The organism is Ferrimonas sp. SCSIO 43195 (assembly GCF_023716685.1).
GTDB classification, from domain to species: domain Bacteria; phylum Pseudomonadota; class Gammaproteobacteria; order Enterobacterales; family Shewanellaceae; genus Ferrimonas; species Ferrimonas kyonanensis.
Genome location: NZ_CP072679.1, coordinates 1,559,675 through 1,585,815 on the forward strand (window position 1 = coordinate 1,559,675; position 26,141 = coordinate 1,585,815).

21 protein-coding genes are annotated in these 26,141 nt (G+C 57.6%); 6 read left to right on the forward strand and 15 right to left on the reverse strand.

The window, feature by feature from the left end:
- Positions 1-98 precede the first annotated feature (98 nt).
- From J8Z22_RS07495 to J8Z22_RS07510, 4 genes are all read right to left on the reverse strand, one after another.
- Positions 99-1,019, reverse strand: coding sequence for an SPFH domain-containing protein (locus tag J8Z22_RS07495; RefSeq protein ID WP_371878115.1), 921 nt, complete (start codon positions 1,017-1,019; stop codon positions 99-101).
- 340 nt (positions 1,020-1,359) lie between these two features.
- Positions 1,360-1,647 (reverse strand): DUF3325 domain-containing protein, encoded by a 288-nt coding sequence (locus tag J8Z22_RS07500; RefSeq protein ID WP_252010461.1) that lies wholly within the window; start codon positions 1,645-1,647, stop codon positions 1,360-1,362.
- Positions 1,647-3,206 carry a PepSY domain-containing protein gene (locus tag J8Z22_RS07505; RefSeq protein WP_252009856.1) on the reverse strand — a complete coding sequence of 520 codons (1,560 nt, stop codon included), beginning with the start codon at positions 3,204-3,206 and terminating at the stop codon, positions 1,647-1,649. The genes J8Z22_RS07500 and J8Z22_RS07505 overlap by 1 nt, the downstream gene beginning before the upstream one ends.
- Entirely contained in the window at positions 3,203-3,484 is a 282-nt protein-coding gene (locus tag J8Z22_RS07510) for a hypothetical protein (RefSeq protein WP_252009858.1), read from the reverse strand. The genes J8Z22_RS07505 and J8Z22_RS07510 overlap by 4 nt, the downstream gene beginning before the upstream one ends.
- 719 nt (positions 3,485-4,203) lie before the next feature.
- On the opposite strand from J8Z22_RS07510, the gene J8Z22_RS07515 reads away from it, so the two are divergent.
- The gene (locus J8Z22_RS07515) at positions 4,204-4,647 is read left to right on the forward strand and encodes a superoxide dismutase, Ni (protein ID WP_252009860.1); all 444 of its coding nucleotides are present in this window, start codon (positions 4,204-4,206) and stop codon (positions 4,645-4,647) included.
- A gap of 47 nt (positions 4,648-4,694) precedes the next feature.
- Here J8Z22_RS07515 and J8Z22_RS07520 read toward each other — a convergent pair whose 3' ends face one another.
- Complete coding sequence (locus J8Z22_RS07520; protein ID WP_252009862.1) at positions 4,695-5,507, reverse strand: pyruvate, water dikinase regulatory protein; 813 nt, start codon at positions 5,505-5,507, stop codon at positions 4,695-4,697.
- A 127-nt stretch (positions 5,508-5,634) separates the two neighbouring features.
- On the opposite strand from J8Z22_RS07520, the gene ppsA reads away from it, so the two are divergent.
- From ppsA to J8Z22_RS07540, 4 genes are all read left to right on the forward strand, one after another.
- Entirely contained in the window at positions 5,635-8,013 is a 2,379-nt protein-coding gene (gene ppsA / locus J8Z22_RS07525; protein ID WP_028113586.1) for a phosphoenolpyruvate synthase, read from the forward strand.
- Positions 8,014-8,112: 99 nt separating this feature from the next.
- Positions 8,113-11,115 carry an FAD-binding and (Fe-S)-binding domain-containing protein gene (locus tag J8Z22_RS07530; RefSeq protein WP_252009864.1) on the forward strand — a complete coding sequence of 1,001 codons (3,003 nt, stop codon included), beginning with the start codon at positions 8,113-8,115 and terminating at the stop codon, positions 11,113-11,115.
- A 371-nt stretch (positions 11,116-11,486) separates the two neighbouring features.
- Positions 11,487-12,452: a DNA-binding transcriptional regulator DsdC gene (gene dsdC / locus J8Z22_RS07535; RefSeq protein WP_051252734.1), complete on the forward strand. Its 966-nt coding sequence runs from the start codon at positions 11,487-11,489 to the stop codon at positions 12,450-12,452.
- 116 nt (positions 12,453-12,568) lie between these two features.
- Positions 12,569-13,384, forward strand: coding sequence for a MaoC/PaaZ C-terminal domain-containing protein (locus J8Z22_RS07540; RefSeq protein WP_028113584.1), 816 nt, complete (start codon positions 12,569-12,571; stop codon positions 13,382-13,384).
- 59 nt (positions 13,385-13,443) lie between these two features.
- Here the strand turns inward: J8Z22_RS07540 and J8Z22_RS07545 are convergent, their stop codons facing one another.
- From J8Z22_RS07545 to J8Z22_RS07585, 9 genes are all read right to left on the reverse strand, one after another.
- Positions 13,444-13,944, reverse strand: coding sequence for a YbjN domain-containing protein (locus J8Z22_RS07545; protein WP_051252733.1), 501 nt, complete (start codon positions 13,942-13,944; stop codon positions 13,444-13,446).
- A 116-nt stretch (positions 13,945-14,060) separates the two neighbouring features.
- Entirely contained in the window at positions 14,061-14,855 is a 795-nt protein-coding gene (locus J8Z22_RS07550; RefSeq protein ID WP_252009866.1) for a LytTR family DNA-binding domain-containing protein, read from the reverse strand.
- Positions 14,848-15,915 (reverse strand): sensor histidine kinase, encoded by a 1,068-nt coding sequence (locus J8Z22_RS07555; RefSeq protein ID WP_252009868.1) that lies wholly within the window; start codon positions 15,913-15,915, stop codon positions 14,848-14,850. Before J8Z22_RS07555 ends, J8Z22_RS07550 begins: the two co-directional genes overlap by 8 nt.
- Entirely contained in the window at positions 15,915-17,174 is a 1,260-nt protein-coding gene (locus tag J8Z22_RS07560; RefSeq protein WP_252009870.1) for a hypothetical protein, read from the reverse strand. Before J8Z22_RS07560 ends, J8Z22_RS07555 begins: the two co-directional genes overlap by 1 nt.
- Positions 17,174-17,950, reverse strand: a complete 777-nt coding sequence (locus J8Z22_RS07565; protein WP_084144475.1) for an outer membrane lipoprotein-sorting protein — start codon at positions 17,948-17,950, stop codon at positions 17,174-17,176. Before J8Z22_RS07565 ends, J8Z22_RS07560 begins: the two co-directional genes overlap by 1 nt.
- Entirely contained in the window at positions 17,943-19,208 is a 1,266-nt protein-coding gene (locus J8Z22_RS07570; RefSeq protein ID WP_028113579.1) for an FtsX-like permease family protein, read from the reverse strand. Before J8Z22_RS07570 ends, J8Z22_RS07565 begins: the two co-directional genes overlap by 8 nt.
- Positions 19,196-19,879 carry an ABC transporter ATP-binding protein gene (locus J8Z22_RS07575; protein ID WP_028113578.1) on the reverse strand — a complete coding sequence of 228 codons (684 nt, stop codon included), beginning with the start codon at positions 19,877-19,879 and terminating at the stop codon, positions 19,196-19,198. The genes J8Z22_RS07570 and J8Z22_RS07575 overlap by 13 nt, the downstream gene beginning before the upstream one ends.
- A gap of 4 nt (positions 19,880-19,883) precedes the next feature.
- A complete protein-coding gene (locus J8Z22_RS07580; RefSeq protein ID WP_252009871.1) occupies positions 19,884-20,522 on the reverse strand; it encodes a hypothetical protein in 639 nt (212 codons plus the stop codon).
- 164 nt (positions 20,523-20,686) lie between these two features.
- A complete protein-coding gene (locus J8Z22_RS07585; protein ID WP_252009873.1) occupies positions 20,687-21,238 on the reverse strand; it encodes a porin family protein in 552 nt (183 codons plus the stop codon).
- Between the two features lie 533 nt (positions 21,239-21,771).
- Between J8Z22_RS07585 and J8Z22_RS07590 the strand changes: the two genes are divergently transcribed.
- Positions 21,772-24,795 carry a cytochrome c peroxidase gene (locus J8Z22_RS07590; protein WP_252009875.1) on the forward strand — a complete coding sequence of 1,008 codons (3,024 nt, stop codon included), beginning with the start codon at positions 21,772-21,774 and terminating at the stop codon, positions 24,793-24,795.
- 170 nt (positions 24,796-24,965) lie between these two features.
- Here J8Z22_RS07590 and J8Z22_RS07595 read toward each other — a convergent pair whose 3' ends face one another.
- On the reverse strand, positions 24,966-26,009 hold the full coding sequence (locus J8Z22_RS07595) for a Glu/Leu/Phe/Val dehydrogenase dimerization domain-containing protein (protein ID WP_252009877.1): 1,044 nt from the start codon (positions 26,007-26,009) through the stop codon (positions 24,966-24,968).
- Positions 26,010-26,141 lie beyond the last annotated feature (132 nt).

The following is a 26,141-nucleotide window of genomic DNA, read 5'->3' on the forward strand; positions in this document are numbered from 1 at the left end:
CACAATACCCATTGGGCGACAAGTTGGTTAATAAATGGGCCGAAATGGCCGCCGAACCGGGCCGGTGGGCCTAGCCGGTTCGGCGGTGGTGGGGTGAGTTATGGGTTGCGTTTAACGCTCTGCATGTTCCACAGCACGTTTTGATCGGCGCCCATCATGGTCGAGGGCATCTTGCCGTCCCAGTTTTGGGCGCGGACGTACTCCACCAGCAGTGGGCTTTGGTTGATGGCTTCGGCCTTCTTTTGCATCGCTTCCGCCTCTGCCAGACCCTTGATGCGAATCGCCTCCGATTCTGCCTGGGCTTCGGTGGTGATGGCGTAGGCATTACCGTCGGCTCGAGCCTTTTCCGCATCGCGCTTGGCTTCGGCGGTGTTGACTTCCCGCATCGCTTCCAGTTTTTGGCGCTCCAGGCGGTGTTTTTCCGCCGCCGCCAGGTTTTTTTCGGTCTGTTTGGTTTCGATGCTCTGCAGGTATTTCTGCGGTAACCCCAGATTCTCTATTTGAACGCTGTCCAGTTTGACCGGAAACTCCTTCATGGTTTGGATGACGATCTCTTCGATCTTACCGATCACCTGACCGCGATTCTGAACAATCTCTTCCGCCTTGTAGCGGGCGATGGCATCTTTGGCTGCCGAGCGCAGGCGCGGGTCGAGAATGCGGTTTTCGAACTGATCCAGACCACCGTAGTTGCGATACAGCTCAAAGGCTTCCGAGCGGATCACCGTCCAGTTGATGGAGACATCGATGTCCACCGGCATCTGCTCATGGGTGGCGGCTTTGAGCTTTTCGACGTTCTTGCGAGTCCGAATCTCCAGTTTTTGTACCTGATCGGCCAGTGGAATTTTAAAGTGCAACCCTGGATTGACCTGTTGCTGAGCTTCACCGAAGCGCTTCACAATGCCGACATGGCCTTCGTCGACGGTGTAAAACGTCGACAGCGACAGTATGCCAAGGGCCACGGCCACCGCCGCACCGGCCATGGTTTTGCCCGAAACCCGCTTATTAACTAATTGATTCATAATCATCATTCCTTTTATTTATTGAGTAATTGGTTTTTGTTATCCATGGCTCAATAATATTATTTAGTTATAACGCTGTAAATAAAGTCGGCGGTGATAATCACCCGTTTCTAATCGCATTTCGATTCGGTTTTTCCGAATTATTTTTGAATTTGCCTTGATTTATTTGGAGTTGGCAGTTGAGGCGGTGCGCGGGAAGTGGTTGATGGCATCCCCGGTCTTTGAAGCTGGCTACCGGGTTGGTTAGCGATGTCCCGCCGCTGTCGATGAAGGCGAGCCAGTCTCGATGACTGGCTTTGGTTGGCAGAGTGGCTAAGCGGGACGCCGCAATATCATTGGCTTAAGTGGAACGGCCGCGGGGAGGACCAAAGCTGAGCAGCAGCGCCACCGCCTTGATGGCGATCGCCAACAGCCCCATGAACAGGGTCAGGCCAATGCCAACGCTGTACACCGAAGTGAGACCGGCGAGGGTCAGTCCCAATGCGGCGGTTGCCACAACCCGCAATGCCCGTTGGCGCCGGGGAGTCAACGACCAGCGCCACCCGAGTTGTCGATGGTGTTTGGGCATGGCCAGCGCCAGGGCCGAGACGGCGATGAACATCAGTAAGAACAGCGACAGGGAGATCATCAAGCGTGTACCGTCAGTCGAGAATCAGAGAGTGACCGCCGCTGCAGCCGCACGGCGGCGAACAGGCAGGCTGCCGCCAGCGTCAGGGCGCCCAGGTCGATGCTGGCGTACAACCACTGGCCGCTGGCCAGGGTATGACCCAGGTGCTTCGAGGTGGTCATGGCATTGATGATGGGCACCGCCAGCCAGGTGACGGCGGCCAGCCCCAGTTGTTCGGACCAGGATTTGCTTGGCGAGCGAATCAGGCCATGAATCAGGGCCAGGCCCCAGACCATAAACAGGCTGTGGGCCTCCCAGTCCGCCCTTTCCGCTAGGCCCAGCGGCAATAACCGGTTGGCAATCAAGTAAGCGCCGATGGCCATCGGCAACCCAACCAGGATGCCCACATTCAGTCTTTCCACCAGGCGTATTCCGGCTGCCGGGCCGGCTTGGCGCTGCTTCAGGCGTCGTTTTTGCACGAAATGGAGTGCGCCGGTAGCGATCATGCCGGCGCCCGCCAGGCCGGCGATAAAGTAGAGCCAACGCAGCAGTGGTCCGGCAAACTGACCTTCGTGCAGAGACAGCAGGATCTGGCCGGCTTCGACCGCCGAATTATGGGCAGGGGAGCGCTGGGATAACAGCTCACCACTGACACCGTCAAACTCCAGTAGCGTTGCCGAGCGGGTGGCAATGCCGTCAAATTGACGCACGTAGATGCGGGCATTGGCATCTCCAGGGGCCTGAATCTGAATGCTGCGAATTCGGTCGGCATCGCCGTAGCGGGCAATTAATTGTGTGAGCCGCTCGGCAGGCAGCAGGGGGGCGGCCTGGCCACTGCGTTCGATCTGCGGTCGGAACCGCAGTTTGGCCAGCTCCTGTTTGCTGATGTCTCTATCGAAACCGAGGCCGCCGAAGCCGATCAGCGGCAGAAGTGAGCTGATCATAAATACCAGACCGCTGTAGGAGATCATCAGGTGAAACGGCAGTGACGATACGCTGAGCAGGTTGTGCAGATCCAGAGTGGAACGCAGGCCTTTATGGGGACGAAAGGTGAACATCTCGGCAAAGAACTTACGATGAATGACGACGCCGGTCACCACCGTCAGAAACATCACCACGGTGACCACGCCGATAAAGTAGAAGGCGATGGTTCTGTCCAGATAATGCAACTTGTAGTGCATCTTATACAGCAGTTGGCCGCCACCGGTCTCTCGGGCCGGCTGATGCAACTCGCCACCGTCAATGGCGTCGATCTGTTTTCGAAACCGCCGGGGCTGAGGCTGCTCTGATGGGGGCAGGCGCCAGGAGACTTCTGGAGCGGTGGCGTGGCGCCCGCCGGCGGGGAACAGGTACCAATACTCGGCCCCTTGTGCGTGCTCATTGAGGTAGCGGTAACTGGCTTCGACACGTCGCTCAAACGGGGCATCGATGTGAGCACTGCGTTCGGGTTGCATCCACAGGTCGATCTCATCATCGAAGTAGCCCAGGGTGCCGGTAACAAACATAAAGTACATGACCCAGCAGAAGAGTATTCCAGCCCAGGTGTGCAGCCCGCCCATGGACTTTCTGAAGCCGTTCATAGCACCACCGCCGCAGAAATCAGGGCGCTGGAGATCAGCAGCGACACCAGTACCCGAGTGATGCGTTTCAGTGACGGTTCATGAAACACCCACATGATGAGGGCGGTAAAGGCCAAAAACGCCAGCAGGTTAATCCAACTGATGTTGGTCAGGCGGTCGCCGGGGAGCAGCAGCGATAACAGGATGCCGATGCTGTTAATCACGGCAAAGCCGACGATGAAAGCGAGGAAAATTCGGTAAGCGATTAGCTTGCCGGACGAGGCGTTGGTCTTAGGCACACGAGCTCTTGAGTGATAACTATTTTCATTTCGGCGGATGGTACTGATTTTCATTCGTTGATGCAAAGGCTCCCAGGCCTGGGGTGACCGCCTTATTGGCAAAGACGACCGTCGCAGCTGGCCCGGGGAGCGTTAGTGTCTGTCGGGATGGTGGTAGAATGTACAGACTTGGGAGGTTTTCGTCTGATTTGTGTGCGCTTTGTAGTTCTATTAAATTGATATGAAAGCAAAGCAGCCAACGGTTGTGAAAAGTGGTCGCAGTAGATTTGGCAAACAAATGCACGGATGAGCGGTGCCTCGCCAATGAGCTATGAACCAACAGAGGAGTGTTGATGTGTCATTGGCAAGACGGCTTTTGATCGGCCTGGGTTTGATGCCACTGGTCGGGAGCAGCGACAGCGGCAAGCTGATGCGGTTTGACCCTGTCGCTCTGCCTGTCAGTGACGCGGCCAGTCTCAGGGGCGACGTGCTAGGCTAGCTGGTCGAAGCTCAGACGGGTGACATTCACGGTGTGGTGGAGCTGAATTGAGCCGGGCTGGTGCCGTGGTAATGCCGACATGAACAGGACAGCGGGAATGAGGGTGTTTTTTCGGCAGACCCGGCGCTGGCAAGCCATACTGCAAAGGGAATTCGGTTTCGGGAGAGTAAAAAGGCACGGGTTTGAAGAGGTTGCTCTTTGGTGCCTGGCTCTCTCACTGCATGGAAAAAGGAGACGAACGATGAAAAAGATGATGGTGTTGCTGAGCCTGTGCCTGGGGCTGATGTCACCGCTGGCCTGGTCTCATTGTCAGGTGCCTTGTGGCATTTACGATGATCATGCCCGGGTAAAACAGATGTTGGAGGATGCGGCGACGGTGGCCAAAGCCACCGCGATGATGGCCGAGCTCAGTGGCAAGAGCGATGCCCAGTCGCAGAATCAGATGGTGCGGTGGGTGATGAATAAAGAACAACACGCCCAGAAGGTGATCGAGACCATTAGCGATTATTTCTTGACTCAACGGGTCAAGAGCAGCCAGAAGGATTACCAGAAGCGGTTAATGGATCATCATGCGGTGATTGTGGCCGCCATGAAGGCCAAGCAGAACGCCGACCCTAAGTTTGCCAAGTCGCTGACCAGTGCCATCGAAGGCTTGGCCGGTTACTATCCGGAACACAAGCATTAATGGAATTCGCCACCGGAGCCCGTTGGCTCCGGTGGCGGTTTGATGGTTCAGAACATACTTCTTTCCAATCCGGTCTTTGACAGGATTTTCGTCGCAATCTCTTCCACCGAGTTATTGGTGGTATTGAGGAAGGGAATGCGCTCTTTCTTAAACAGAAACTCCACCTCTTTGATCTCCATGCGGCACTGACGTGCCGAGGCGTATTTGGAGTCGGCCAGCCGTGACTGACGAATCTCCTGCAGACGCTGAGGGTTGATGGTTAGGCCAAACAGCTTCTTCTTGTGTTTTTTCAGCTCAGTCGGCAGTTTCAGGTTCTCCATGTCTTCGGCAATGAAGGGGTAGTTAGCCGCCTTGATGCCAAACTGCATCGACAGGTAGAGGCTGGATGGGGTCTTGCCGCAGCGGGAGACGCCCACCAGAATCACATCCGCTTCCTCCAGATTCTTCAGGGTGACACCGTCATCGTTATCCATGGCGTAGTGAATGGCGTCGATACGGGCATCGTAGGAGTCGTTGGCGATGCTGTGGGTTCGGTGCGCCTTGGGCTCGGCCTTGATCCCCAGTTGCTGTTCCAGTGGTGCCACGAAGGTATTGAGAAAGTCGTAGTCCAGGCCCTCGGAGGAGTAGATGATGGCACGAATCTCTGGATTAACAATGGAATGGAAGATTAATGGCCGTTCGCCCGTTGTAATAAAACAATCATTAATTAAGTTTCTGACTTCCTCAGCTTTCACTAGAGTTTCAACAAAAGGGATGGTCTTCTGCTCAAAATCAACTGGAAATTGCGATAAAACAGCATGTCCAAATATCTCAGCAGTAATCGCTGTGCCATCAGAAATGTAGAATACTTTGCGGGTCATACAGGCCTCTTGTAGTAATAAAATTACAGAATAATTAGGCTTTTGCGCTACTTGGGGGGAAGTGTATGATGCCAGCGACCCCTTAGGAAGGGGCATATAATAAATCTGAGGTTGTGAGGACAGAACAGTGACCCAATACGTACTCTGGTATCAGGAACTTGGCATGAACGACGTCAACCGAGTTGGCGGTAAGAATGCCTCTCTCGGCGAGATGATCAGCAACCTGGCGAACGCGGGTGTGCAGGTTCCAGGTGGTTATGCGACCACGGCTGAAGCCTATGACGAATTCCTGGAGCAAAGTGGCCTGAACGAGAAGATTCATACCGTTCTGGACACCCTCGACGTGGACGACGTGAATGCCCTGGCAAAAGCCGGTGCGGAGATTCGTCAGTGGATTATTGATACCCCGTTCCAGCCTGCCCTGGAAGCGGCCATCACTGAGGCTTACACAGAACTGAATCAGGGTGGCAGCGAAGATGCGTCTTTCGCCGTACGCTCCTCTGCAACCGCCGAAGACATGCCGGACGCGTCATTCGCCGGCCAGCAGGAAACCTTCCTGAACGTACGTGGCATCGATGCGATCATGGTCGCCATCAAACACGTATTCGCATCACTGTTTAATGACCGAGCCATCTCCTACCGTGTACACCAGGGTTACGACCATCGTGGTGTGGCGCTGTCTGCCGGTATTCAGCGCATGGTTCGCTCCGATAAAGCCTCATCCGGTGTGATGTTCTCCATCGACACCGAGTCTGGCCATGAGGATGTGGTCTTCGTGACCTCTGCTTACGGTCTGGGCGAGATGGTGGTGCAGGGTGCGGTTAACCCTGATGAATTTTACGTGCATAAGCCAACGCTGTTGTCCGGTCACAAAGCCGTGTTGCGTCGCAACCTGGGCTCCAAACTGGTGCAGATGATCTACTCTGGTGACGAGGCTCACGGTAAGCAGGTTGAGATTGTCGATGTGGACGCCGGTCTGCAGAAGCAGTTTTCCGTTACCGATGAAGAGGTGCTGGAACTGGCCAAGCAGGCGGTGATCATCGAGAAGCACTACGGTCGTCCAATGGACATCGAGTGGGCCAAAGACGGCATCGATGGCAAGCTGTACATCGTACAGGCCCGTCCTGAAACCGTTCGCTCCAATGAAGACGCTCAGGTGATGGAGCGCTACACCCTGGAAGGCAGCAGTGACGTGGTCTGTGAAGGCCGTGCCATTGGGCATAAGATCGGCGCCGGTACCGCCAAGGTACTGGACTCCATCGAAGAGATGGACAAGATTCAACCGGGTGACGTACTGGTTACCGACATGACCGACCCGGATTGGGAGCCGATCATGAAGCGTGCCAGTGCCATCGTGACCAACCGTGGCGGCCGTACCTGTCACGCGGCAATCATCGCCCGTGAGCTGGGCATTCCTGCGGTTGTAGGCTGTGGCGATGCGACCGATAAGATTGAAAACGGCAGTGAAGTGACCGTGTCCTGCGCCGAAGGCGACACCGGCTTCATCTACACCGGCAAACTGGACTTCTCCCTGACCTCCTCTCGGGTGGACGACCTGCCTGAACTGCCCATGAAGATCATGATGAACGTGGGTAACCCGGATCGTGCCTTCGATTTCGGTCGCCTGCCTAACGAAGGCATTGGCCTGGCGCGTCTGGAGTTCATCATTAACCGCATGATCGGCGTGCACCCGAAGGCGCTGCTGAACTACGACGTTCAGGAAGCCGAGGTGAAGGCGGAAATCGACGAACTGATGGCCGGTTACGACAACCCGGTTGAGTTCTACACCGCGCGTCTGGCGGAAGGCGTGGCCTGCATCGCCGCCTCGGTGTTCCCGAAGCGGGTGATTGTGCGCCTGTCTGACTTTAAGTCTAACGAATACGCCAACCTGGTCGGCGGTGAGCGTTACGAGCCTGAAGAAGAAAACCCAATGCTGGGCTTCCGCGGCGCGTCCCGTTACATCGATGACAGCTTCCGCGATTGTTTCGCCCTCGAGTGCGAAGCGATTAAGCGGGTTCGCGGTGAGATGGGCCTGACCAACGTAGAAATCATGATTCCATTCGTCCGGACTCTGGGTGAAGCCGAGGGCGTAATTGCCGAGCTGGGTAAAAACGGCCTGGTACGTGGCGAAGAGGGTCTGAAGGTGCAGATGATGTGCGAACTGCCTTCCAACGCCCTGTTGGCAGACCAGTTCCTGGATCACTTCGATGGATTCTCCATCGGTTCCAACGACATGACTCAGCTGGGTCTGGGTCTGGATCGCGACTCCGGTATCATCAGCCACCTGTTCGATGAGCGTGACCCATCGATCAAGAAACTGCTGTCCATGGCCATTCAAGCGGCCAAGGCTCGTGGCAAGTACGTGGGCATCTGCGGTCAGGGTCCTTCGGATCACGAAGACTTCGCCGCCTGGCTGGCGGAGGAGGGCATCGACTCGGTGTCCCTGAACCCAGACACCGTTATCGAAACCTGGCTGTACCTGGGCAAGACCTTGCCTAAGAAATAAGTCTGGTAAATTCTAAGATAACTTAAGGGGCCGCTGCTAAAGCGGCCCCTTTTTTATTATCATGGGGGACACTTTCGCACCACAGGGACAGGCAGTCGAATGATCCCAGCATTGCTGACGGCGCAAGGACTCGATGCGCATTATAAAAATTACTTAGAGCAGCTTTTCCAACAGGGATTCAAAGGCGATATTGACGCCCGCTATGGCACCCGCCTGAGCATGGCGGTGGACAACAGCGTCTATCAATTCCTACCGCAGGCGGTGGTCTTCCCCAAAGATTGCGGCGATCTGCAACTGCTCATGACCCTGGCTCAGGCGCCGGCGTTTCGGCAGATCCATTTTGCCCCTCGTGGCGGCGGCACCGGCACCAATGGCCAGAGCCTGAACTTTGGGGTGGTGGTGGATACCAGCCGCTATTTCGACCAGGTTCGGCACATCGACCCCAGCGGCCGCACCGCCGTGGTGGAAAGCGGGGTGGTCAAAGACGCGCTCAACGATGCCCTGCGGCCTCACGGTCTGTTTTTCTCTCCGGATCTGTCTACCTCCAACCGCGCCACCTTGGGGGGAATGATCAGCACCGACGCCTCCGGCGCGGGCTCGTTGGTATACGGCAAAACCTCGGATCATGTGCTGGGGATCACCGCCGTGCTGGACGATGGTTCGCTGCTGGAGACTGGACCCTGGGATGCCGAGGCGCGGGCTGCCCTCGGGGGTCGCGCCCGCCAGCTGGCGGAGGCGGTGTTGGCACTGTGCCAGCAGAAGCAATCCCAGATCCGCGATACCTTTCCCGAGCTTAACCGCTTCCTGACCGGCTATGATCTGCGCCACGTCTATGATGCCGACACCGACGTGCTGGATCTGACCCGACTGTTGTGCGGCAGTGAAGGCACCCTGGCCTTTGTCGTCAGTGCCAAGGTTGATCTGACTCCGATTCCGGCCCAGCGCCGGCTGGTGAACATCAGTTACGACAGCTTCGAGTCGGCGCTGCGGCATGCGCCCAGCCTGGTTCAGGCTGAGGCCACGGCGGTGGAAACCATCGATTCCACGGTACTGGGACTGGCCAAGGAGGACGTCATCTGGCACTCGGTGGGCGAGTTGGTGCCCAACGCCTTTGACGCCGCCATGGCCGGCATCAACATGGTGGAGTTTGCCGGCAGTGCCGATGAGGTCGACGCCAAGGTGCAGCAGTTGATCGCGGCGTTGTCCGGTAAAGGCAATGGCGTGCTGGGCTATCGCCTGTGCGATCAGGCGGCCGAGATCGCCCGGGTGTACCAGATGCGTAAGAAAGCGGTGGGACTTTTGGGCAACGCCAAGGGGGCCCGTAAACCCATCGCCTTTGCCGAGGATACCGCGGTGCCGCCGGAGCAGTTGGCCGACTTTATCATGGAGTTTCGGGCGCTGCTGGACGGTCACCAGCTTCGCTATGGCATGTTTGGGCATGTGGATGCCGGGGTGCTGCATGTGCGCCCGGCGCTGGACATGTGCGATCCCGCCGACGAAGTCCTGTTGCGTCAGGTCTCCGATGAAGTGGCGGCCCTGACTCGAAAGTACGGTGGCCTGATGTGGGGCGAGCATGGGCGAGGAGTGCGCTCCGAATATGGCCCGGCGGTGTTTGGCGAGTTGTTTGATGACCTACGCCGGATAAAAGGCTGGTTCGATCCCGACAATAAACTCAATCCTGGCAAGATCTGTGCGCCGCTGCAGAGCGAGTCGAATCTGTACAGCATCGACGAGATCAAACGGGGCAGCTTTGACCGCCAGATCGCGGTCGAGGGACGGGCTCAGTTTGATAAAGCCATCAGTTGCAACGGCAATGGCCTGTGTTTCGACTACAACCGCAACAGCCCCATGTGCCCCTCCTATAAGGTCACCGGTAACCGGGTGTGGTCGCCTAAGGGGCGGGCCACCCTGATGCGTGAATGGTTGCGGCTGCTGGCCAACGACGGGGTGGATACCGCCAACCTGAAATCGGTGCCGATGGCGTCACTGCGGTCACGGATTAAGGCGACCCTGAGCCGTCATAAGCAAGACGACTTCTCGGTGGAGGTGTATGAGGCGATGCAAACCTGCCTGGCCTGTAAAGCCTGCTCTGGCGGCTGTCCGGTTAAGGTGGATGTGCCCAGTTTTCGGGCCGAGTTTTTGCATCTGTATCACAAGCGTTACCTGCGTCCGGCCAAGGACCACCTGGTAGCTGGCATCGAAGGGGCCCTGGTGTGGATGGCCAAGGCGCCGAGACTGGTGAATCGCCTGACCCAGAACCCGCTGTCTGCCTGGATGGCGCAACGCCTGTTTGGTTATGTGGATACGCCGGCGCTGTCGGTACCACCGCTGGCACAGCGTCTGCCACCGTCGCTGCGTCTGGATGAGGCAGAGCTGGCTCAACTGTCGGAGCAGGAGCGAACCAACACCGTGGTGCTGGTGCAGGATCCCTTCACCAGTTATTACGATGCCGAGGTGGTGGTCAAGGCCGCCGAGTTGCTGCAGCAGTTAGGCTACCGGGTGCGGGTGATGGACTTTATTGCCAATGGCAAGCCACAGCACATCAAAGGCTTTATGGATCGGTTTGCGGTTACCGCCGCTCGGGGTGCCCGTTGTTTAAACCGGGTAGCCAGCTACGGTGTGACTCTGCTGGGGGTGGACCCGGCGTTGGTGCTGACTTACCGGGATGAGTACGATCAGGTGCTGGGAGAGGCCAGGGGTGACTTTAAAGTCTGGCTGCTCAATGAGTTTCTGGTGACCCAGTTGCAGCGCTGGCCGGAGCGGGCCAGCAGTGGCCTGAGTTTCAGGTTGATGACCCACTGTACCGAGAATAGTCTGCGGCCGCAGGCGGTGGCCCAGTGGCAACAGGTGTTTGCCCATTTCGGCGCGCGGTTACACAACCAGAACAGCGGCTGTTGCGGTATGGCAGGTACCTTTGGCCATGAGCAGTCAAATCTGCAGATTTCCCAGGATTTGTACCGCTTGTCGTGGCAGCCGGCCATTGAGGCCTCCAGCGAAGAGGTGTTGGTATCAGGCTACTCTTGCCGTTCCCAGGTTAAACGTTATCAACAGCAGCGGCCACGGCATCCGTTGGAAGCCCTGCATCAGATTTTGACTGGTTAAAAGGTGACCACGCCGGGGTTGGCGCTGATGAAAAATCGATCACCATCACATCTTGAGGTGAATGGATTTAATCTGGCTTAGGTTGTTTTGATGATTTAGTAAACAGCAAGGGGTAAGGCGGGGCGAGGTTATTGCGACTCTGCTGGCATTCCATTGCCGCTCAGAGTGCAATATGTTACGGCCTTTCGAAAGGTAAGGGAGCATCGAAAGGCCGCATTCGACTGGGATGTCTAAGCGCTAACTCGATGGGCACACACACTTGTTTTGTGAGCCCTGTCCCGCTGTCGATGGGTTGATACTACTTAGCCTTGCCAATGTCGACCAACGAATTATTATTATCCTCGAATTAATCATATTAATCCGAGGTCGGTATGCTGAACGGCGCCATATTGTCATCTTTGCACTGTTTCGAGTGTGCGGCTCGCCACCTGAGCTTCACCAAAGCGGCGGAAGAGCTGTACCTGACCCAATCTGCGGTCAGTCATCGCATCAAGAAACTGGAAGAGCAGCTGGGATTCAAGCTGTTCCTGCGCTTTAACCGTCGGCTGCAATTGACCGAGCAGGGCGCCGGGCTGCTGGCGGAGCTGGATCAGTCTCTGGGGGGGCTGGAGATCGCCATTCGGGACCTGAAGCAGCAGGATTTTTCCTCCACTCTGAGCATCGCCGTGCCCCACAGCTTCGCCCGCTGTTGGCTGGCGGAGCGACTGGGGGATTTGCACAGTAAATACCCCCGCCTGACGCTGCAGGTGCGCGCCCAGTCTCGGGCCACGGATTTTCAGCACGAGTCGGTGGACATTGCCGTCTACTACTCCGATCACCTCAGTGCCGGTCTGTTCGGTAAAGATTTGATGGAGGAGAGCCTGGTTCCGGTGTGCAGCAAGGAGTACGCCGACAACCACGACCTGTGGAACAACCCGGGCAAGCTGGCCGACTGTTTGCTGTTGCACGATGAGACCGCCTGGCAGGGCTCCGGTTTTTATACCGAATGGCAGTACTGGGCTCGCCTGGCAGAGATTGACGGATTGTCGGTGGATCGCGGTTTCGTGTTTAACCGGGCCGATCTGTCGTACCGGGCGGCCATGTCCGGACAAGGGGTCGCCATTGGTCGTTGGAACATGGTCGCCCCTCAGGTGGAGGCCGGTAACCTGGTGGTGCCGATAGAGTCGTTCGTGCCCGCAGGCCAACGCTATTACATGGTCTGTCATCCGGATCGCAAAGACACCCCCGCGGTGAAGGCGATGTTTGACTGGATGCAGGAGCAGGCGGAAGACCGCTTGTCCCTGAATGAAGCCAGCATGGCCAAGCTGAAGAATTTAGCGGCTCATCGCGCATTTTGACGGGGCGTTAGCCCCTGAATTCATACTGGTCTGTCCATGTGGTCCGGGAAAATCGGTATCCTAGTGGGTTGTAGATTCAACTGTCAGGCATTGTTATGCCCCCTCAAGGAAACGCCGTGCTTCAATACCATGCTAACCAGATCCCTGCTTCGATCCCCCTGATTGCCCGCGCCATTATGAAGCGCGCCGTGCCTGCAGAATTGCCTGAAAAGGCCATCGAGATTACCGGGTTTCGATTCGATCAAAGCAAGCTGGAGAAGTACAACGCCTTTTGTGGGTTCGCCTCGGGCAGCCTGCCGCTGAGCTACCTGTTTGTGGCCACTCAGCCGGTGCAGTTGATGCTATTGATTCAGCGAGATGTGCCGGTGAAACCCCTCGGCATGATTCACCTCGGCGTCAGCTTCGAGCTGTTGCAGCCCCTGAGCCTGGATCAGGACTACGACTTCACCCTGAAGGTCGGTGATCAGCAGGAAACCATCAAGGGACTGGAGTTTGAGTTGATTGGCGAATTTTATGTGGCCGGTCAGTGCGTGGCCCGTTATGTCAGCCGCTGCCTGTTGAAGCTGGATGGGCCGCGTAAACGCGGACGCCCTGCCCGTGAACCCAAGATCGCTTACGATTGGAAGGCGATTGGCCAGATTGCGCTGGAAGAGGCTGATGCTCGGCGATATGCGTCGATCTCCGGCGATTACAACCCTATCCACCTGCATCGTCTGACCGCCAAGCCGTTCGGTTTTGACGCCCCTATCGCTCACGGCATGTACCTGGTGGCCAAGATGCTGGCCAGCGTTAACGAGCCGTTGACTCAGGCCAGTTTCCAGTTTCAGCGTCCGGTGCTGATGCCCTGCACTGGCACCATCGAGCGCGATGGCGAGGGTTTGCGGTTGGCCAACGACGCCGGCAAGGCGCTGGTGGCAGCGAAGATCAGCTAACTCTGCCGGCAACCAAAAAAGGCTCCCTGGGGAGCCTTTTTTTGTGGTTGAACGCCGGGTCAGTGAAGCTGATGCTGTTGACCCAGCTCAATCTCGATCTCGGCCGGCAACTCGTCGTCGTCCCCCTCCAGCAGCGCATAGCCTTGCTCATGCACCCAGGCCAGCAGGGTCTGGAGTTGCTGGCTGTGATGGCTGACAAAATCGTTGAACTGGGCTTCGCTCAGGCCGGCGGCGGTACGCACCTGGGCGCTGATGATCAGTTTCGGCAGGGTATCATCCAGCAGTTCGATAAACAGTTTCAGATCACCGAAGCGCTGGTTAAGTTCGCCCAACTCACTGTGTAGCTTAAACAGCGCCGCCGGACGCAGTTCCATCGAGGTACTGAACTGGATCAGGCTCTGGTCTTCAGCCAGTTCCAGCTTGCTGTCAAATACTCCGGGGCACTCCTGAAGGCGGGTCAGGTGAAAGCCGTCGCAGGCGCCACACAGGTAAAATTCCACCTGCAAGGCTTCTAGCCAGCGGTGCAGATCGGCGTGTCCAGGTTGTGTCAGTTGAGGCATATAAGAGCTAAGTCGGTTGCAGTGAGGGCGCTAGGATACCATTGCCACCGGGTGCTGTCACAGGGGCCGTGACCATAAGCGGCCAACCGCGGAATTTTATCGCAGTCGTTGCAGCCTCACATCTCTTTGAATAACGACTGGGCACTGCGGCTTACGGCCAGGGAGTGAGGGCCGATCTGTACCTTGAGTTTGCCACCGAACTCCTTGGTTACCCGATCGATGGCGGCCACATTGACAATGGTGGAGCGGTGAATCTGCCAGAAGCAGTCCGGATCCAGTTGCGGCAACAACTCTTTCAGCGAACTGCGGATCAGGTACTCGATCGGGGTTTCACCCGCGACACGGGTGAACAGCGACACGTATTTGTCGTCGGCCTTAAAATAGAGCACATCGTCGATGGCGATCAGGTGGATCTCCTCCTGGCGGCTGGCTTTTATCCACGACAGAAACGGCTTGGCCATCGCCGGTGCCAGTTGACTGAGTTGGGTCATCAGTTGCTGCAGGCGGGCGTGGTCGTGCGCAGGTGCGGCCTGACTGGCCAGCCGTTGCTGCAGCTTGTGACAGGCCTGCTGGAGACGCTCGTCCGACAGCGGTTTTAGCAGGTAGTCCACGGCGTTGTTGTCAAATGCGCGCAGGGCATACTCGTCATAGGCGGTGGTGAACACCACCAGAGGTGGAGTGCTGAGGCGGGCCAATTGCCCGGCCAGTGCCATGCCATCGAGCTTGGGCATGCGAATGTCCAGAAACACCACGTCCGGCTGATGGCGGTGGATGGCCTCTAAAGCCTGCTGGCCATTGGCGGCACTGGCGACGATCTGCAGTTGCGGCCAGATCTGGGCCAGGGCCCGATCGAGATGGTGGCGAAGCAGGGGTTCGTCATCGGCAATGACGGCAGTGACAATCTCAGTCATGGCTGGGCTCCGGCAGTGAGGACAGTTCAGTAAGGGGCAGGGACACCCGGCTGTCGACGCCGCCGCTGGCGTTTTCGACAATGGACAAAGAGGCTTTGCCGTCGAACAGGGCCTTGAGTCGGGCTCGGAGATTGCTCAGGCCCAGCCCTTGCCCTTGATGGGTTTTGCCAGAATGTTGCAGACCACCGCCGTTGTCGCTGACCAACAACTGTACCCGGTCCTGTTGCTGGCTCAGGCATACCTGAATGTGGCCGCCGTCCTCCTGGGGCTCCAGGCCGTGGTAGAGGGCATTTTCCACCAATGGCTGCAGTAACAGCGGTGGCAATGAGTGGCCCATCAGCGCCGGGTCGCAGTGAATATCAAAACTCAGCCGCTGTCCCAATCGAATCTGTTGCAGTTCCAGGTAGGCCCGGATCAGGCTGATCTCTTCGTCGACGCCGATTTGCTGAGCCCGATTGCTTTTCAAGGTCGTGCGCAGCAGTTGGGTCAGCCGTTCTAACATTCGCTTGGCTTTGTCGGCATCGGTGTCGATAAGCACCATGATATTGGCCAGGGTATTGAACAGGAAGTGTGGCTCAATCTGGCTTTGCAGCTGTGCCAGTTGGCTCAGGGCCAGGGCCCGCTCCTGTTCGCTTTGGCGTCGGCGGGCCGCTTCCATCTGTTGCTCGATGATCGCCTTCTGAGCCTTGGAGTAGTAGTAGTAATAGCAGGTGACGGTGAACAGCAGAGCCAGCATCAGCACCGGTTTCATGCCGTCAAACGAGTCAAAGCCAGGGGCATCGCTGAGCCAGAACCAGGCGTTGACAGAGCCGAGACTCATGGCTCCGGAAACGGCACCCAGAACGGTCCAGCGTTGATTCAGGCTGGGCCACAGAGTCATGATCAGTCGGCTACCGGCAAAGCCGCTGAGGCCATAGCCATAGCTGATCAGCAGGTGCACGGTAAAGGCACTGGGCCACAGCTGATAGGTGGCTATGGCGATGACAAAGCAAAACAGCGCGGTGAAACCAAAGGATTTCAAATTGTCGCGATGAAAGCGTCCGATGTGCACGTCGTTCATTAAAATCGTCCTTTCAGATTTAGCAAAATCATACGCTTATCCGGGAGATTGTGGTAGGCCGAGTCACTGGCACCACAGCTAAAGCGAGCGGCCAGCTCGACGACCAGGCTGTTATCGCCGTCGTCGATGGCCTGCCAACTAAGCCATTGTGTGGCGATCAGGCCGTGATCCTCCGGGGCGTAGAGCAGATCCAGAGTCGGAGTGAGCTGCTGCAACCAAGGGTAAGAGTGACTCCAGTCCCAGTGGTGCCAGCCGCTGCTGTCCAGGCTCCAGTGCGCCAGCAGGTTGTGGCGGACAATGTTGGCGTGCCAGTAGCCCTGAGCGTAGCTGTAACTCAGGGGCTGCCAAGGCGTGCCCTGGTGGTCGACGGCCCGTTGCCGGGCCAGTTGCCATTGTGACTGGCTCCAGCTGCGGCTGTCGTACCAGTATTCCATGATGACGTTGTGGCCGGTTTCGTTGGCCCAGGTAAAGCCAACAAGCGCCTGCCCCGCCCCTTGCTGATGGTTGAGAATGGCGGGTTGGTAGGGGTCGTCGGGCAGCTGATAGCCATAGTAGTGGCGTTGGATGAGGGCGCTGGCGTGCAGCTCCCAAGCCAGGCCGAGCACGTTGACCCAGCTGGCGCCAAGCAGGCCATGGCGGACATCGTCATAATAACCAATCAGCTGGTACTCCTGATCGCCGTCGAGCCAGTAACGGCGCAGGCCTACGCCCTGCTGTTCGCTCGCCTGCTCCAGTGGGGTGCCGGTTTGCGACACCCAGGAGGAGTCGGTGTAGATCAGGGTCCATTCGCCATTCAGGTCGAAATGGGACAGCAGGGCGGCACCGACGCCCTCTTCAACCTGAATGCCGATGGGGTTACGGCGATAACCTTTGAAGATGTCCAGGGGGCGATAGCCGTAGCCGACGCCCCAGTCGATGCGGGATTTTCCCAGCGTCAGGTCCAGCGTCAGGTCGCCGCTGCTCAGGCTGCCTTGCCAGGTCAGCTCCCGCACCAGCAGATCGGCATCCAACTCGGCGTCGTCACTGGCGACCAGGTTGTTGGTGCGCAGAGCCAGACTGCCGAGCCATTGAGAATGCTGAAATTCCAGCTCCAGCAGCGCGTCCACGGAGTGGCGGTGATCCTGTTGCGGTTCGGCAAACAGCACGCTGTTTCGCGGTTGCTGTCCTGCGGCACTGAGTTGCCAGTCCCAGTCCAGTCGCAGCGAATCGGCCTGGGCCGGCAGGGCGGTGCCCAACAGGATCAGTGGCAGAGCGCGCATCAGAGCTCCGACAGGCTGTTGCGGGACAAGTAGGCCGGGTTGTAGTACTTGTCTGGCAATGAGGCGGGAGTGATCTGCAGATACTCCACCCGGGTCCGTTTGTGGGGCTGAATGCGGTCCAGCAGAGTCATGGCGATCACCGCCGGTTTCTGCGCTCGAGTCCCTGGTTCAAACCAGGCTTGTTTCGCCAGTTTACCGGAGTGCAGATACAGATCCGCCCGCACCGGGAAGTCGCTGTCTTTCGCTAGCCACAGGTCGATGTGGCGGTAGCTGGCACCCGGGTAGCGGGCGGTCAGGCTGAGCCGGTTACAGTCGATGGCGGCGCCGTGGGGCGGCGTGATCCGTTCAGCACTGACCCACTGCCCCTGGTAGCTGTCGCTCCAGGTCAAGGTGGACAGATCGCCCACCGAGGCTTCACCCAGCAGTTTTTGCATCGGAGTGATGCGAATGGGGCGGCGGCTTTTAGGCATCAGCAGCCAATAGTTGTCCTCCAGCATCAACATCTTCTGGCCGGCTTCAGCCTTGGATTTGAACAGCACCAGAGACTGATGGTTGGCCCGGGTATAGACGTGATAGCGGCGGGTCTTGCTGAGCACGTCATTCTCAAACAGGCTCACGGTGGTGACCACTTTGGAGGCCTGTTCATCGAGGCGATAGCCGTCGGCGATGCGCAGTTGTTCGGCGGGCGTGCGGTCCGGAGTCGCCATGGCAGCCAGAGGCAGAAGCATCGCCAGCCACCGCAGAGAGTGGGTCAATGAGCAGAGGAGTTTATACATGGGTCAGGGCCTCGGTAATGGGCGTGCGGACGCCTTTACGGGCGGCCAGAAAGGCGGCCAGCAGGCAGATTAGGGTGACGCCGACGGTGGCCATCAGCACCAGCTCCCAGGAGAACTGGATGTGCAGCGGGTAGCCATTGCTGCGTCCCGGTGGTGGCGGCATCTGCACCTCAACCAGCAGCAGAAACACGCTGACCAAGGCGGTGGCCAGGGCGCCGGCGATGCTGCCCAGCAGCGCCAGTAAGCCGGCTTCACGGACAAAGCCGTTGACGATCTCCATTGGCAGGGTGCCCATGGCCGCTAGGGTGCCAATCTCACGAGTGCGTTCGCTGACGGACATGGTCAGGGTATTGAACAGGGACGCGAACACCACCAGCGCCATGACCAGCCCCATGATGCCAAAAATGCGGTCATACAGGTTTTTGACGCCGCGGTAGAAAAAGGCCCGCTCCTGCCAGGGGGTCACCTCCAGGGTGCGCTGCTGCTCAGCCAGGCTCTGTTGCACCTGATGGCGCACCGATTCGGTGGCGTCGGTGTGGTGAAGAAACAGCGACAGGGTACTGATGCGATCACTGGCCAGCAGCTCTGCGGCCGAATTCAGTTGCAGATACAACTGGCGTTTGTCCAGATCCGGCACCCCGGTGGAGTAGATACCATGGACCTGAAAGTCCAGGGCGTTCAGGGCGCCTTCGCTGGTGGTGGACAGCAAGGTGATCCAGTCTCCGGGCTCAACTCTGAGGCTGCTGGCCAGTTGCTGACCCAGCATGACCTGGGGCGCATCGGCATCATAGCGGGGGGAGTCGATGGCGGTCAGGGCGTGGCCCTGGCGGATATCCAGGAAAGGGCCTTTGAGTTCAAACTCTCGGGCGGTCACCCCGATCCCCATAAAGATGGTGGAGGTGGTGCCGTTGGAGATCAAACCGGTAAAGTAGATGCGAGGCTGAATCGCCTTGATCTCCGGGTTGTCAGACAGCGCCTGGATGAGCGCCTGACTGTTGTCGATGCCATTGCTCAGTGGCATCTCCTCATCCTGTTCAAAGTAACCCGGTTGGCTGAGGGTCAGGTGGCCGCTGTCCCGGGCTGTGGCTTCCTGCAGGGCCCGGTAGGTAAACAGGCCAAAGCCGCCGGCGCTGGTCAGGGCAAAGACGGCGATGGCGATAATGATCACCGCCAGGCTGCTGCGGCGGCCATTTCTCAGCAGATTCAGGGCCGCCAGTTTGAATGAGTAGGGGAAAAGAGGTGCTGTCAGCTGGCCCATTGTCTGGCCTCCCTGTGCATCTGGCCGTCCAGCAGCGACAGGGTACGATCGCAACGGCCGGCCATTCTTGAGTCGTGAGTGGCGATGATGAAGGTGGTGCCCCGTTGGTGTCCCAGCCGTTTCATGATATCGATGATCAGGTTGGCGTTGTCGCTGTCCAGGCTGGCGGTGGGTTCGTCGGCGATCACCAGCGCCGGTTGGTGCACCAAGGCCCGGGCGATGGCGACTCGCTGTTGCTGGCCGCCGGAGAGATGATCGGGGCGATGATCCAGTACCGATTTCAGTCCTACTTCGGTGAGCATGCTGCGGGCCTGGCGGCGCTGTTCGGCTCGGCTTAGTCCAGCCAGATAGAGGGGGTAGGCGACATTCTCTTCGGCGGTCATCACCGGCACCAGATTGAAGCGTTGGAACACAAAGCCCATCTGCTGGCGGCGAAACAGGGCCGCCGCCCTGGCGTCTGAGGGCAGAGTCTGATCATTAAAGCGAATCTCGCCGGCGTCGTGACGGTCCAGCAGGCCGAGTAGGTTCAGCAGCGTGCTTTTGCCAGAGCCGGAGGGGCCGCACAGGGCCACCATCTCTGACGCGTCAATCTGACCGCTGACCCCGCGCAGGGCGTGCACCCGTTGCTGGCCATGGCCATAGGTTTTGTGCAGTTCATCGAAACGCAGCATCGGATTACCCCTTAGCCAGCAAGGCGTGAGCGGCCAGGGTGTCCGGGTGCTGTGGTGCCTGTTGCTGCATTCGCTTGAGCCACAATCTGGCCTGGTAGTCGTCGTCGGCTTTGAGGGCGGCGGCGATGGCATAGTGGTAGATCCAACTGACGGCGGCAAAGGGCTGCTGTTGGAACTGCGGCTCTTCCAGCAACACCAGGTAGAGGTCATAGCCCTTGTCGAATTGATTGAACATGCCTGGCAGCTGGGTATAGGTAACCGCGGCGGTGGCCCGGGCCAGATAGTTCTCGGGCAGCCCCTGGATTCGAGGCTGCTGAGCCAGCGGCAACGATTGCTCATTGAGCAGGCTCAGGCCACGATCGATGCGGCTCAGGCCGGACTCGACGTAGCCCATCGCCTTCCAGGGCAGCCAGGTGTCACGACCTTTCAGGGTTTCGCTGGCGCCCAGATACACCAGGGTCAGCGGGGTCTCGCCTTCGTTGCGGATAAGCTCACTGAATTGGTCGTAGGCCTGATCCACTTTGTCTTCATCCCCCTGGGCAGCCTGGTTATAGAGTTGAATCAGTTCGACGCCTGGGGTGGCGGCAACAGAGAGGCTGAACGTCAGCAGGGCGGCAGAGAGGGTGGTGATGAGGGGATTCATGGTCGGCTCCTTAATCCATTAAACAGGGTCAGGAGCAGATTAGCCGGGTCAGGGCCGCGCTGCCGGTCAATGCGACCAAGGGCCATTATCGGCGATAAACGGTTAGCTGCGGGAGTGAATGGGGGCCGTGTCCAGGCGGGCACGGCGTTCGGGAGAGGAAATGGTCAGAAGCGATAGCTAAGGGCGACGCTGATCCCCTTAATATCGATGTGGTCGCCGAGCTTCTGATAGTCGTAGCCGACTTTCATGCCCAGGCCGATGTCCCATTCGTAGCGCCAACCCGCCGACAGGCCGAAATCAAAGCCGTCGTCGCTGCCAACGACCTCACCGTCATCAAAGACGTCGTAGTCGAAATCCAGGCCATTGGCCTGCAGGTACAAGCGGTTGCGCTGTGAGAGTGGCAGTTGCAGGCGGACGCTGTACTGAATGCCCTGGTACTCCAGTTTGGAATCGGTGAACGCGTCGACGGGGAACAGGGCAAAGTCGTCACTGTCGCCCCACAGGTAGCCGACGCCCACCGACATCCAATCGGTGACGGCGTAGCGGTAGGACAGCGTATTGTGGGCACTGCCGACATCATTCAGCTCATGGGTGATGTCGCTGCGATCGCTGTCCATGACGGAAAAATCCATCTGGTACTCGACGCTGTGGGAGGAGGTGTTGGCAACGGCGTGCAGGGGCAGCAGGGCCACGCACAGCAGCAGGGCAGGTTTCATTACTTCATCCTTAAATTTTGCGTCCGACGCCTTAGCGATTCGGCCGCCACATGGGGCTATCGTTATGAGTGAATGTCTTTTTTATCAATATCTTGAATTTAAGTCTCGAGTGAGTGTATGCCGGGGAAGTGGCGCATTCAATGACGTAGGTCTCAAAGGTTAATGACAGTCAGGTTTTGAACGCCCCCAGAGATTGCTTTCGATCCACCCTTTGGTGCGATTCGCAGCGGCACTCAGTTAGGCTTCTTGCGTCATGGTTTGAGCCGGTTAAATGGCCTGTTTTTCTTATTGGCGGCGACGCAGGCATCAGAAGTGAAAAAACTTCGCTCTCTTTGTCAGTCGCTTGCAAGATAAAAGTGGTTGTGAGCGGGTGGAAATTAGAATTCTATCTATACTTTTCTGCACTGAAAAATCTGGATTTGATGGGGGGATGAACTATCTCTGAAACTGCCTGTAGCGATTCATGTTTACTCGAAGATGTTTTGTGGCCCTCATGCACTGTGAGGGTCATTCACTGTATGAGGTAGAATACAATGAGAACGGGTAACGAAAGACCACAATATTATTCCGGTGCAGGAGTCGGCCGTATTCGCAAAACAGCCAGACTCATCGCCTACCTAGTGTCGATGAACCTGGCGGCGGCACCAGCGTTCGCCGTATTACCGCTTAAGACCATGGGAGTCCCGGATGTTAATACTCTGGGCTTGCTGGATGGGTCTGGTCCTGGGTACAGCAATGCCGACTGGGGAGCCCCAATTACCCAACAAGGCAAACAACTTCTGTTGCAACAGTTTGGTAAAGCGGCTTTCTTTGATATGCAGACCGGGTCCGATGGCATTACGGCGTGTGCATCTTGTCACTTTAGTTCGGGGGCCGATAACCGCATAAGCAACCAAATGAGTCCCGGCCTTCGTAGGACAGCAGGCGGCGTAAATGACATCGCTGGCTTCAGTGAAGATTTTAGTCATCAGGTTGTCGGGCCAAATGGTACGCTAAGCTTGAGTAACTACGGGGGAGCCGGCAGCGATAGGGGCTTTGCGGTAAGCGAAGCTGCCGTCCTGGCTGCCAATGGCAATCTGGTTGATGATCCACTTACCGGGGCCCCGGCGTTGCTGCCTGCTCCGATTATGGATGGATCTGATGTCAACGACATAGCGTCTTCACAGGGGCCTCGAGCCATTACGTTCGTTGGCCTGCACTGTAAAGACGCTGCGTTGGCGGCGGCCGATTGTGATTCCGCGACGGCGACCTCTTTCCCTGTCTTTCCTGAAGGGGCGGGGGGCAGTGCCGGGCGTCAAGACTTGGGCACTTTAGATTCACTGGACCCCGGATTTGAAGTGAATTTTACTGCCAATGCGGTCGGGATTCCTGATACCACCCGTCATGTCGAACCCCGTAATACCCAGTCGGTTTATAATACGATTTTCAATCAACGCAGCTTTTTTGATGGCCGCGCCGACCTGTTTTTTAACGGCGTCAACACACTGGGCTTTCGAGACCCAGACGCGATGGTCAGGGTTTACACCTCGGGAGGGGTGGCTCCGATTGGCGTAACGATTGCCCATGAGCGCATGAATGTACCGTTTTCTTCCCTAGCTTCTCAGGCCATGGGGCCCATCGAGAGTGTTCTGGAGATGGTCGGCCACCTGAGCGGCAGCGATGTCGGGCGACCGAATCATTTTCTTGGTAAGAAGATGGTGAATGCCAAGCCTTTGTTTAACCAGCTGGTTTCATGCTCTGATTCACTATTGGGAGGGCTAACGGATTGCACAACGGAAGGCACCACTAATCGTGGGCTGAGCACTCACGGCATCGAAACTTATCGTGACTTCATTGTCGCCACGTTTAGTCAACGATTCTGGGGAGACGGGGCCGGAGGCGATATCTGTCTGGATGCGGATGATAATTTTGTCACCGTCGTCGCTCCTGTTAATTGCTCGGCGACCGGGAGTGAAGACCGTACCCTGATGGAATTGAATTTTGCCATGTTTTTTGCACTGGCCATTCAGGCGTATGAGGCCACACTGGTCACCGACAACACCATTGTCGATCTGCTGTCCGGTGGCGTTATTCCTCCGGGCACGCTAATTACCAATACCCTCAGAAATAGCACCGTTACTGTTGATGTCGGGGCGCCTTTCCCTGCCAATGGCAACCGTGCCGGGGGGCTGGAGAATGTGGGCCTCAACCTGGATGAGTGCATCGAGTTGGTTGCACTGAATAACAGTGCTGCCCAGGAACTGGTAGCCACCGAGTTGTGCACCCTGAAGTTTGCCGAGTTTATTCATGACAAGGCCACGGCGGGATCCCAAGCCGGACTGGGCCCTAATCAGCCGGCAGTGCCATTGGAAAACGGAACCGCGATCGGTCTGTGCGATGGCACCGCAGGCACTCCCCAGTGTGAGGCCGCTCAAGCCGCAATACTGAACATCTGGGAAGGGCTGGGGCGTTTTCAGGCGGGAGCCACGGCTTGTACCGTGTGCCATTTTGATCCGACCTTTACCGGTGCGACGGTGGCTGCCACCCTGGGGTTTGGTGCACCGCCTCCGGAGCCCTTTATTCCTGCGGGGCAGTTACGTCGAGAGGAGCCGGCGGCACTTACCGAACGGATGATCAAGTTTGATGGTGCACCGGCAGTCTATGATGCCGGGTTCTATAACATCGCTGTGCGCCCGAGTGCGGAAGACTTGGGGGTGGGCTGGCGTGAAGGCGGTGTACCTCTGTCGTTCAGTAAGCTGAAAGAGCAGTTGGCAATCCTTGCGGCTGGAGGATTAGTGGACGGAGCCTTTGACAGCGCTAAGATCACCGGTATTTCGGTTGCGCTTGGTGGTGGTACCGGACCCGGAGCGTTGCAGCTTCCGACGTCGATGATGGTCAATGGCCTTGGGGTGACCGATCTGACTCCGGTTCCCTTCAGTCTGACACTCGCCTGTGGACCAGGTTTGGTCGGTAGTGGCAATGGGAATGGTGAACCGAACAACAACCCGAATGCGAATTGTGCCCCTGATGTGATCCCTGGTGAGTTTGTCCTTCGGAATGGTGCACATAAAACGCCAAACTTGAGGAATTCAAAGTTCACCGGCCCGTATTTCCATACCGGATCGAAGATGAACCTCCACCAGGTCTTTGAATTCTACAAAGGTATTGGCGGCCTGAGTCCAGCAATCAGTCTTGGCTTCCCCAATATGAATTTGGCGAACCTGGACGCAGGATTACGGGTTATCGATTTGAGCCCGGAACGTGAGGCGGCAGTGATCGAGTTGATGGAAACCGGAATGACGGATTGGCATGCGGCACATGAGCAGAATAAGTTCGACCATCCTGAGCTTTGTGTTCCCATTGGTCATGATCCCGCGACCGGTATCACAATTCTGGCGGGCATTCCTGCCGTGGGCAGCGCGGGTAATGCCGAGCCTTTGGCAACATTTGAAGAGGTGTTGATCGGCGGTTCTGGTCATGAACATGACTTTACCGATCCTTGTACCATTCCTGGACTGGTTTCAGATACCACCTCACCGGCCCAGCCGTCATTGATTGACGTACCTCTAACGCCATAACTGCCCATACGGCCGCATCTTGATGATGCGGCCACTTTAACTGGTTGGCATAGCGAGAAGGAGTCGGAGGCCGAACGGCACTATTGGTGGAATGATGGTGTAAGACAGAATAGGGCGACGTGCTTTAGGCACATCGCGACTCATCGGTTTACTCTCGCCAACAAGGCCTTTTAGCTTTTAGAGGCTCTGGCCTTGGCAATGATCTCCCGGGCCATGACATCGGCCACGTCGCCGGTGGTCCGATCCTGTTCTTCGGCGCTGCGGAAGATGGTCAGCAGGGTATCGTAGATTTTGCGCACCTTGGCGTCTGACTTGGCGGCGTCGTAGTCCTTCTCAAAGGAGACGTTGATGATGCCACCGGCGTTGATGACGTAATCCGGCGCGTACAGAATCCCTTTCTGCTTCAGCACTTCGCCGTGGCGAGGCTCGGCCAGCTGGTTGTTGGCGCAGCCGGCGACGATGGTGGCCTTAAGCTGGGGGATGGTGGCGTCATTGATGGTGGCACCCAAAGCGCACGGGCAATAGACGTCGACCGCCTGGCTGTAGATCTCGTCCAGGCCGACGATGGTGGCACCAAATTCGGTGGCGGCGCGGTCCAGTTGCTCGGCGCTGAGATCGCAGACCACCAGTTCGGCCCCGGCCTCGTGCAGGTAGCGGCAGGTATCGAAGCCGACGTGTCCCAGTCCCTGAACCGCCACTTTGATCCCCTCCAGGCTGTCGAGGCCGCGTTGGTGTTTTACCGCTGCCTTGATGCCCAGGAAGGTACCCAGCGCCGTGAACGGCGAAGGATCGCCGCTCTGGCCTTCCAGGCCGCACATATAGGGGGTGACTTCGTGGGCGGTCATGATGTCGGAGGTGTTGATGCCCACGTCTTCGGCGGAGTAGTAGCGTCCGCCCAGAGAGTCCACGGCGCGGCCGAAGGCGTGAAACAGGGCCTCGGATTTGTCGGATTTGGGATCGCCGATGATCACCGATTTGCCGCCGCCAAACTCCAGTCCGGCCAGGGCGTTTTTGTAGGTCATTCCCCGGGACAGACGCAGAACATCGTTGACCGCGTCCGCTTCGCTGTCATAGGGCCACATACGGCATCCGCCGACTGCAGGGCCCAGAGTGGTGTCATGGACAGCGATGATCGCTTTCAGGCCTGAGGCCTGGTCATGACAGAACATGACGTGCTCGTGCCCGTCAAAAGAGATGTGCTCAAAAATAGCCACTAGCTTGCTCCCTGTGCAGTTTGGCCTTGGTCTCAGGCCTTCTTATATGTGATTATGGACGCAACCATACCAGTGACGACCGGGTGCGCCAAGTCGAACCACGGTACCTTAGTGGCAAAGATGGCAAGCAAA

Coding starts and splice junctions, on each gene's coding strand:
- J8Z22_RS07570 (WP_028113579.1), bottom strand. CDS start 19,208: ATGGGCCAGCTGACAGCACCTCTTTTCCCCTACTCATTCAAACTGGCG.
- J8Z22_RS07585 (WP_252009873.1), bottom strand. CDS start 21,238: ATGAAACCTGCCCTGCTGCTGTGCGTGGCCCTGCTGCCCCTGCACGCC.
- J8Z22_RS07590 (WP_252009875.1), top strand. CDS start 21,772: ATGAGAACGGGTAACGAAAGACCACAATATTATTCCGGTGCAGGAGTC.
- J8Z22_RS07495 (WP_371878115.1), bottom strand. CDS start 1,019: ATGAATCAATTAGTTAATAAGCGGGTTTCGGGCAAAACCATGGCCGGT.
- J8Z22_RS07545 (WP_051252733.1), bottom strand. CDS start 13,944: ATGCCTCAACTGACACAACCTGGACACGCCGATCTGCACCGCTGGCTA.
- J8Z22_RS07555 (WP_252009868.1), bottom strand. CDS start 15,915: ATGAACGACGTGCACATCGGACGCTTTCATCGCGACAATTTGAAATCC.
- J8Z22_RS07530 (WP_252009864.1), top strand. CDS start 8,113: ATGATCCCAGCATTGCTGACGGCGCAAGGACTCGATGCGCATTATAAA.
- J8Z22_RS07550 (WP_252009866.1), bottom strand. CDS start 14,855: ATGACTGAGATTGTCACTGCCGTCATTGCCGATGACGAACCCCTGCTT.
- J8Z22_RS07580 (WP_252009871.1), bottom strand. CDS start 20,522: ATGAATCCCCTCATCACCACCCTCTCTGCCGCCCTGCTGACGTTCAGC.
- J8Z22_RS07560 (WP_252009870.1), bottom strand. CDS start 17,174: ATGCGCGCTCTGCCACTGATCCTGTTGGGCACCGCCCTGCCGGCCCAG.
- J8Z22_RS07515 (WP_252009860.1), top strand. CDS start 4,204: ATGAAAAAGATGATGGTGTTGCTGAGCCTGTGCCTGGGGCTGATGTCA.
- J8Z22_RS07520 (WP_252009862.1), bottom strand. CDS start 5,507: ATGACCCGCAAAGTATTCTACATTTCTGATGGCACAGCGATTACTGCT.
- J8Z22_RS07575 (WP_028113578.1), bottom strand. CDS start 19,879: ATGCTGCGTTTCGATGAACTGCACAAAACCTATGGCCATGGCCAGCAA.
- dsdC (WP_051252734.1), top strand. CDS start 11,487: ATGCTGAACGGCGCCATATTGTCATCTTTGCACTGTTTCGAGTGTGCG.
- J8Z22_RS07500 (WP_252010461.1), bottom strand. CDS start 1,647: ATGATCTCCCTGTCGCTGTTCTTACTGATGTTCATCGCCGTCTCGGCC.
- J8Z22_RS07565 (WP_084144475.1), bottom strand. CDS start 17,950: ATGTATAAACTCCTCTGCTCATTGACCCACTCTCTGCGGTGGCTGGCG.
- J8Z22_RS07505 (WP_252009856.1), bottom strand. CDS start 3,206: ATGAACGGCTTCAGAAAGTCCATGGGCGGGCTGCACACCTGGGCTGGA.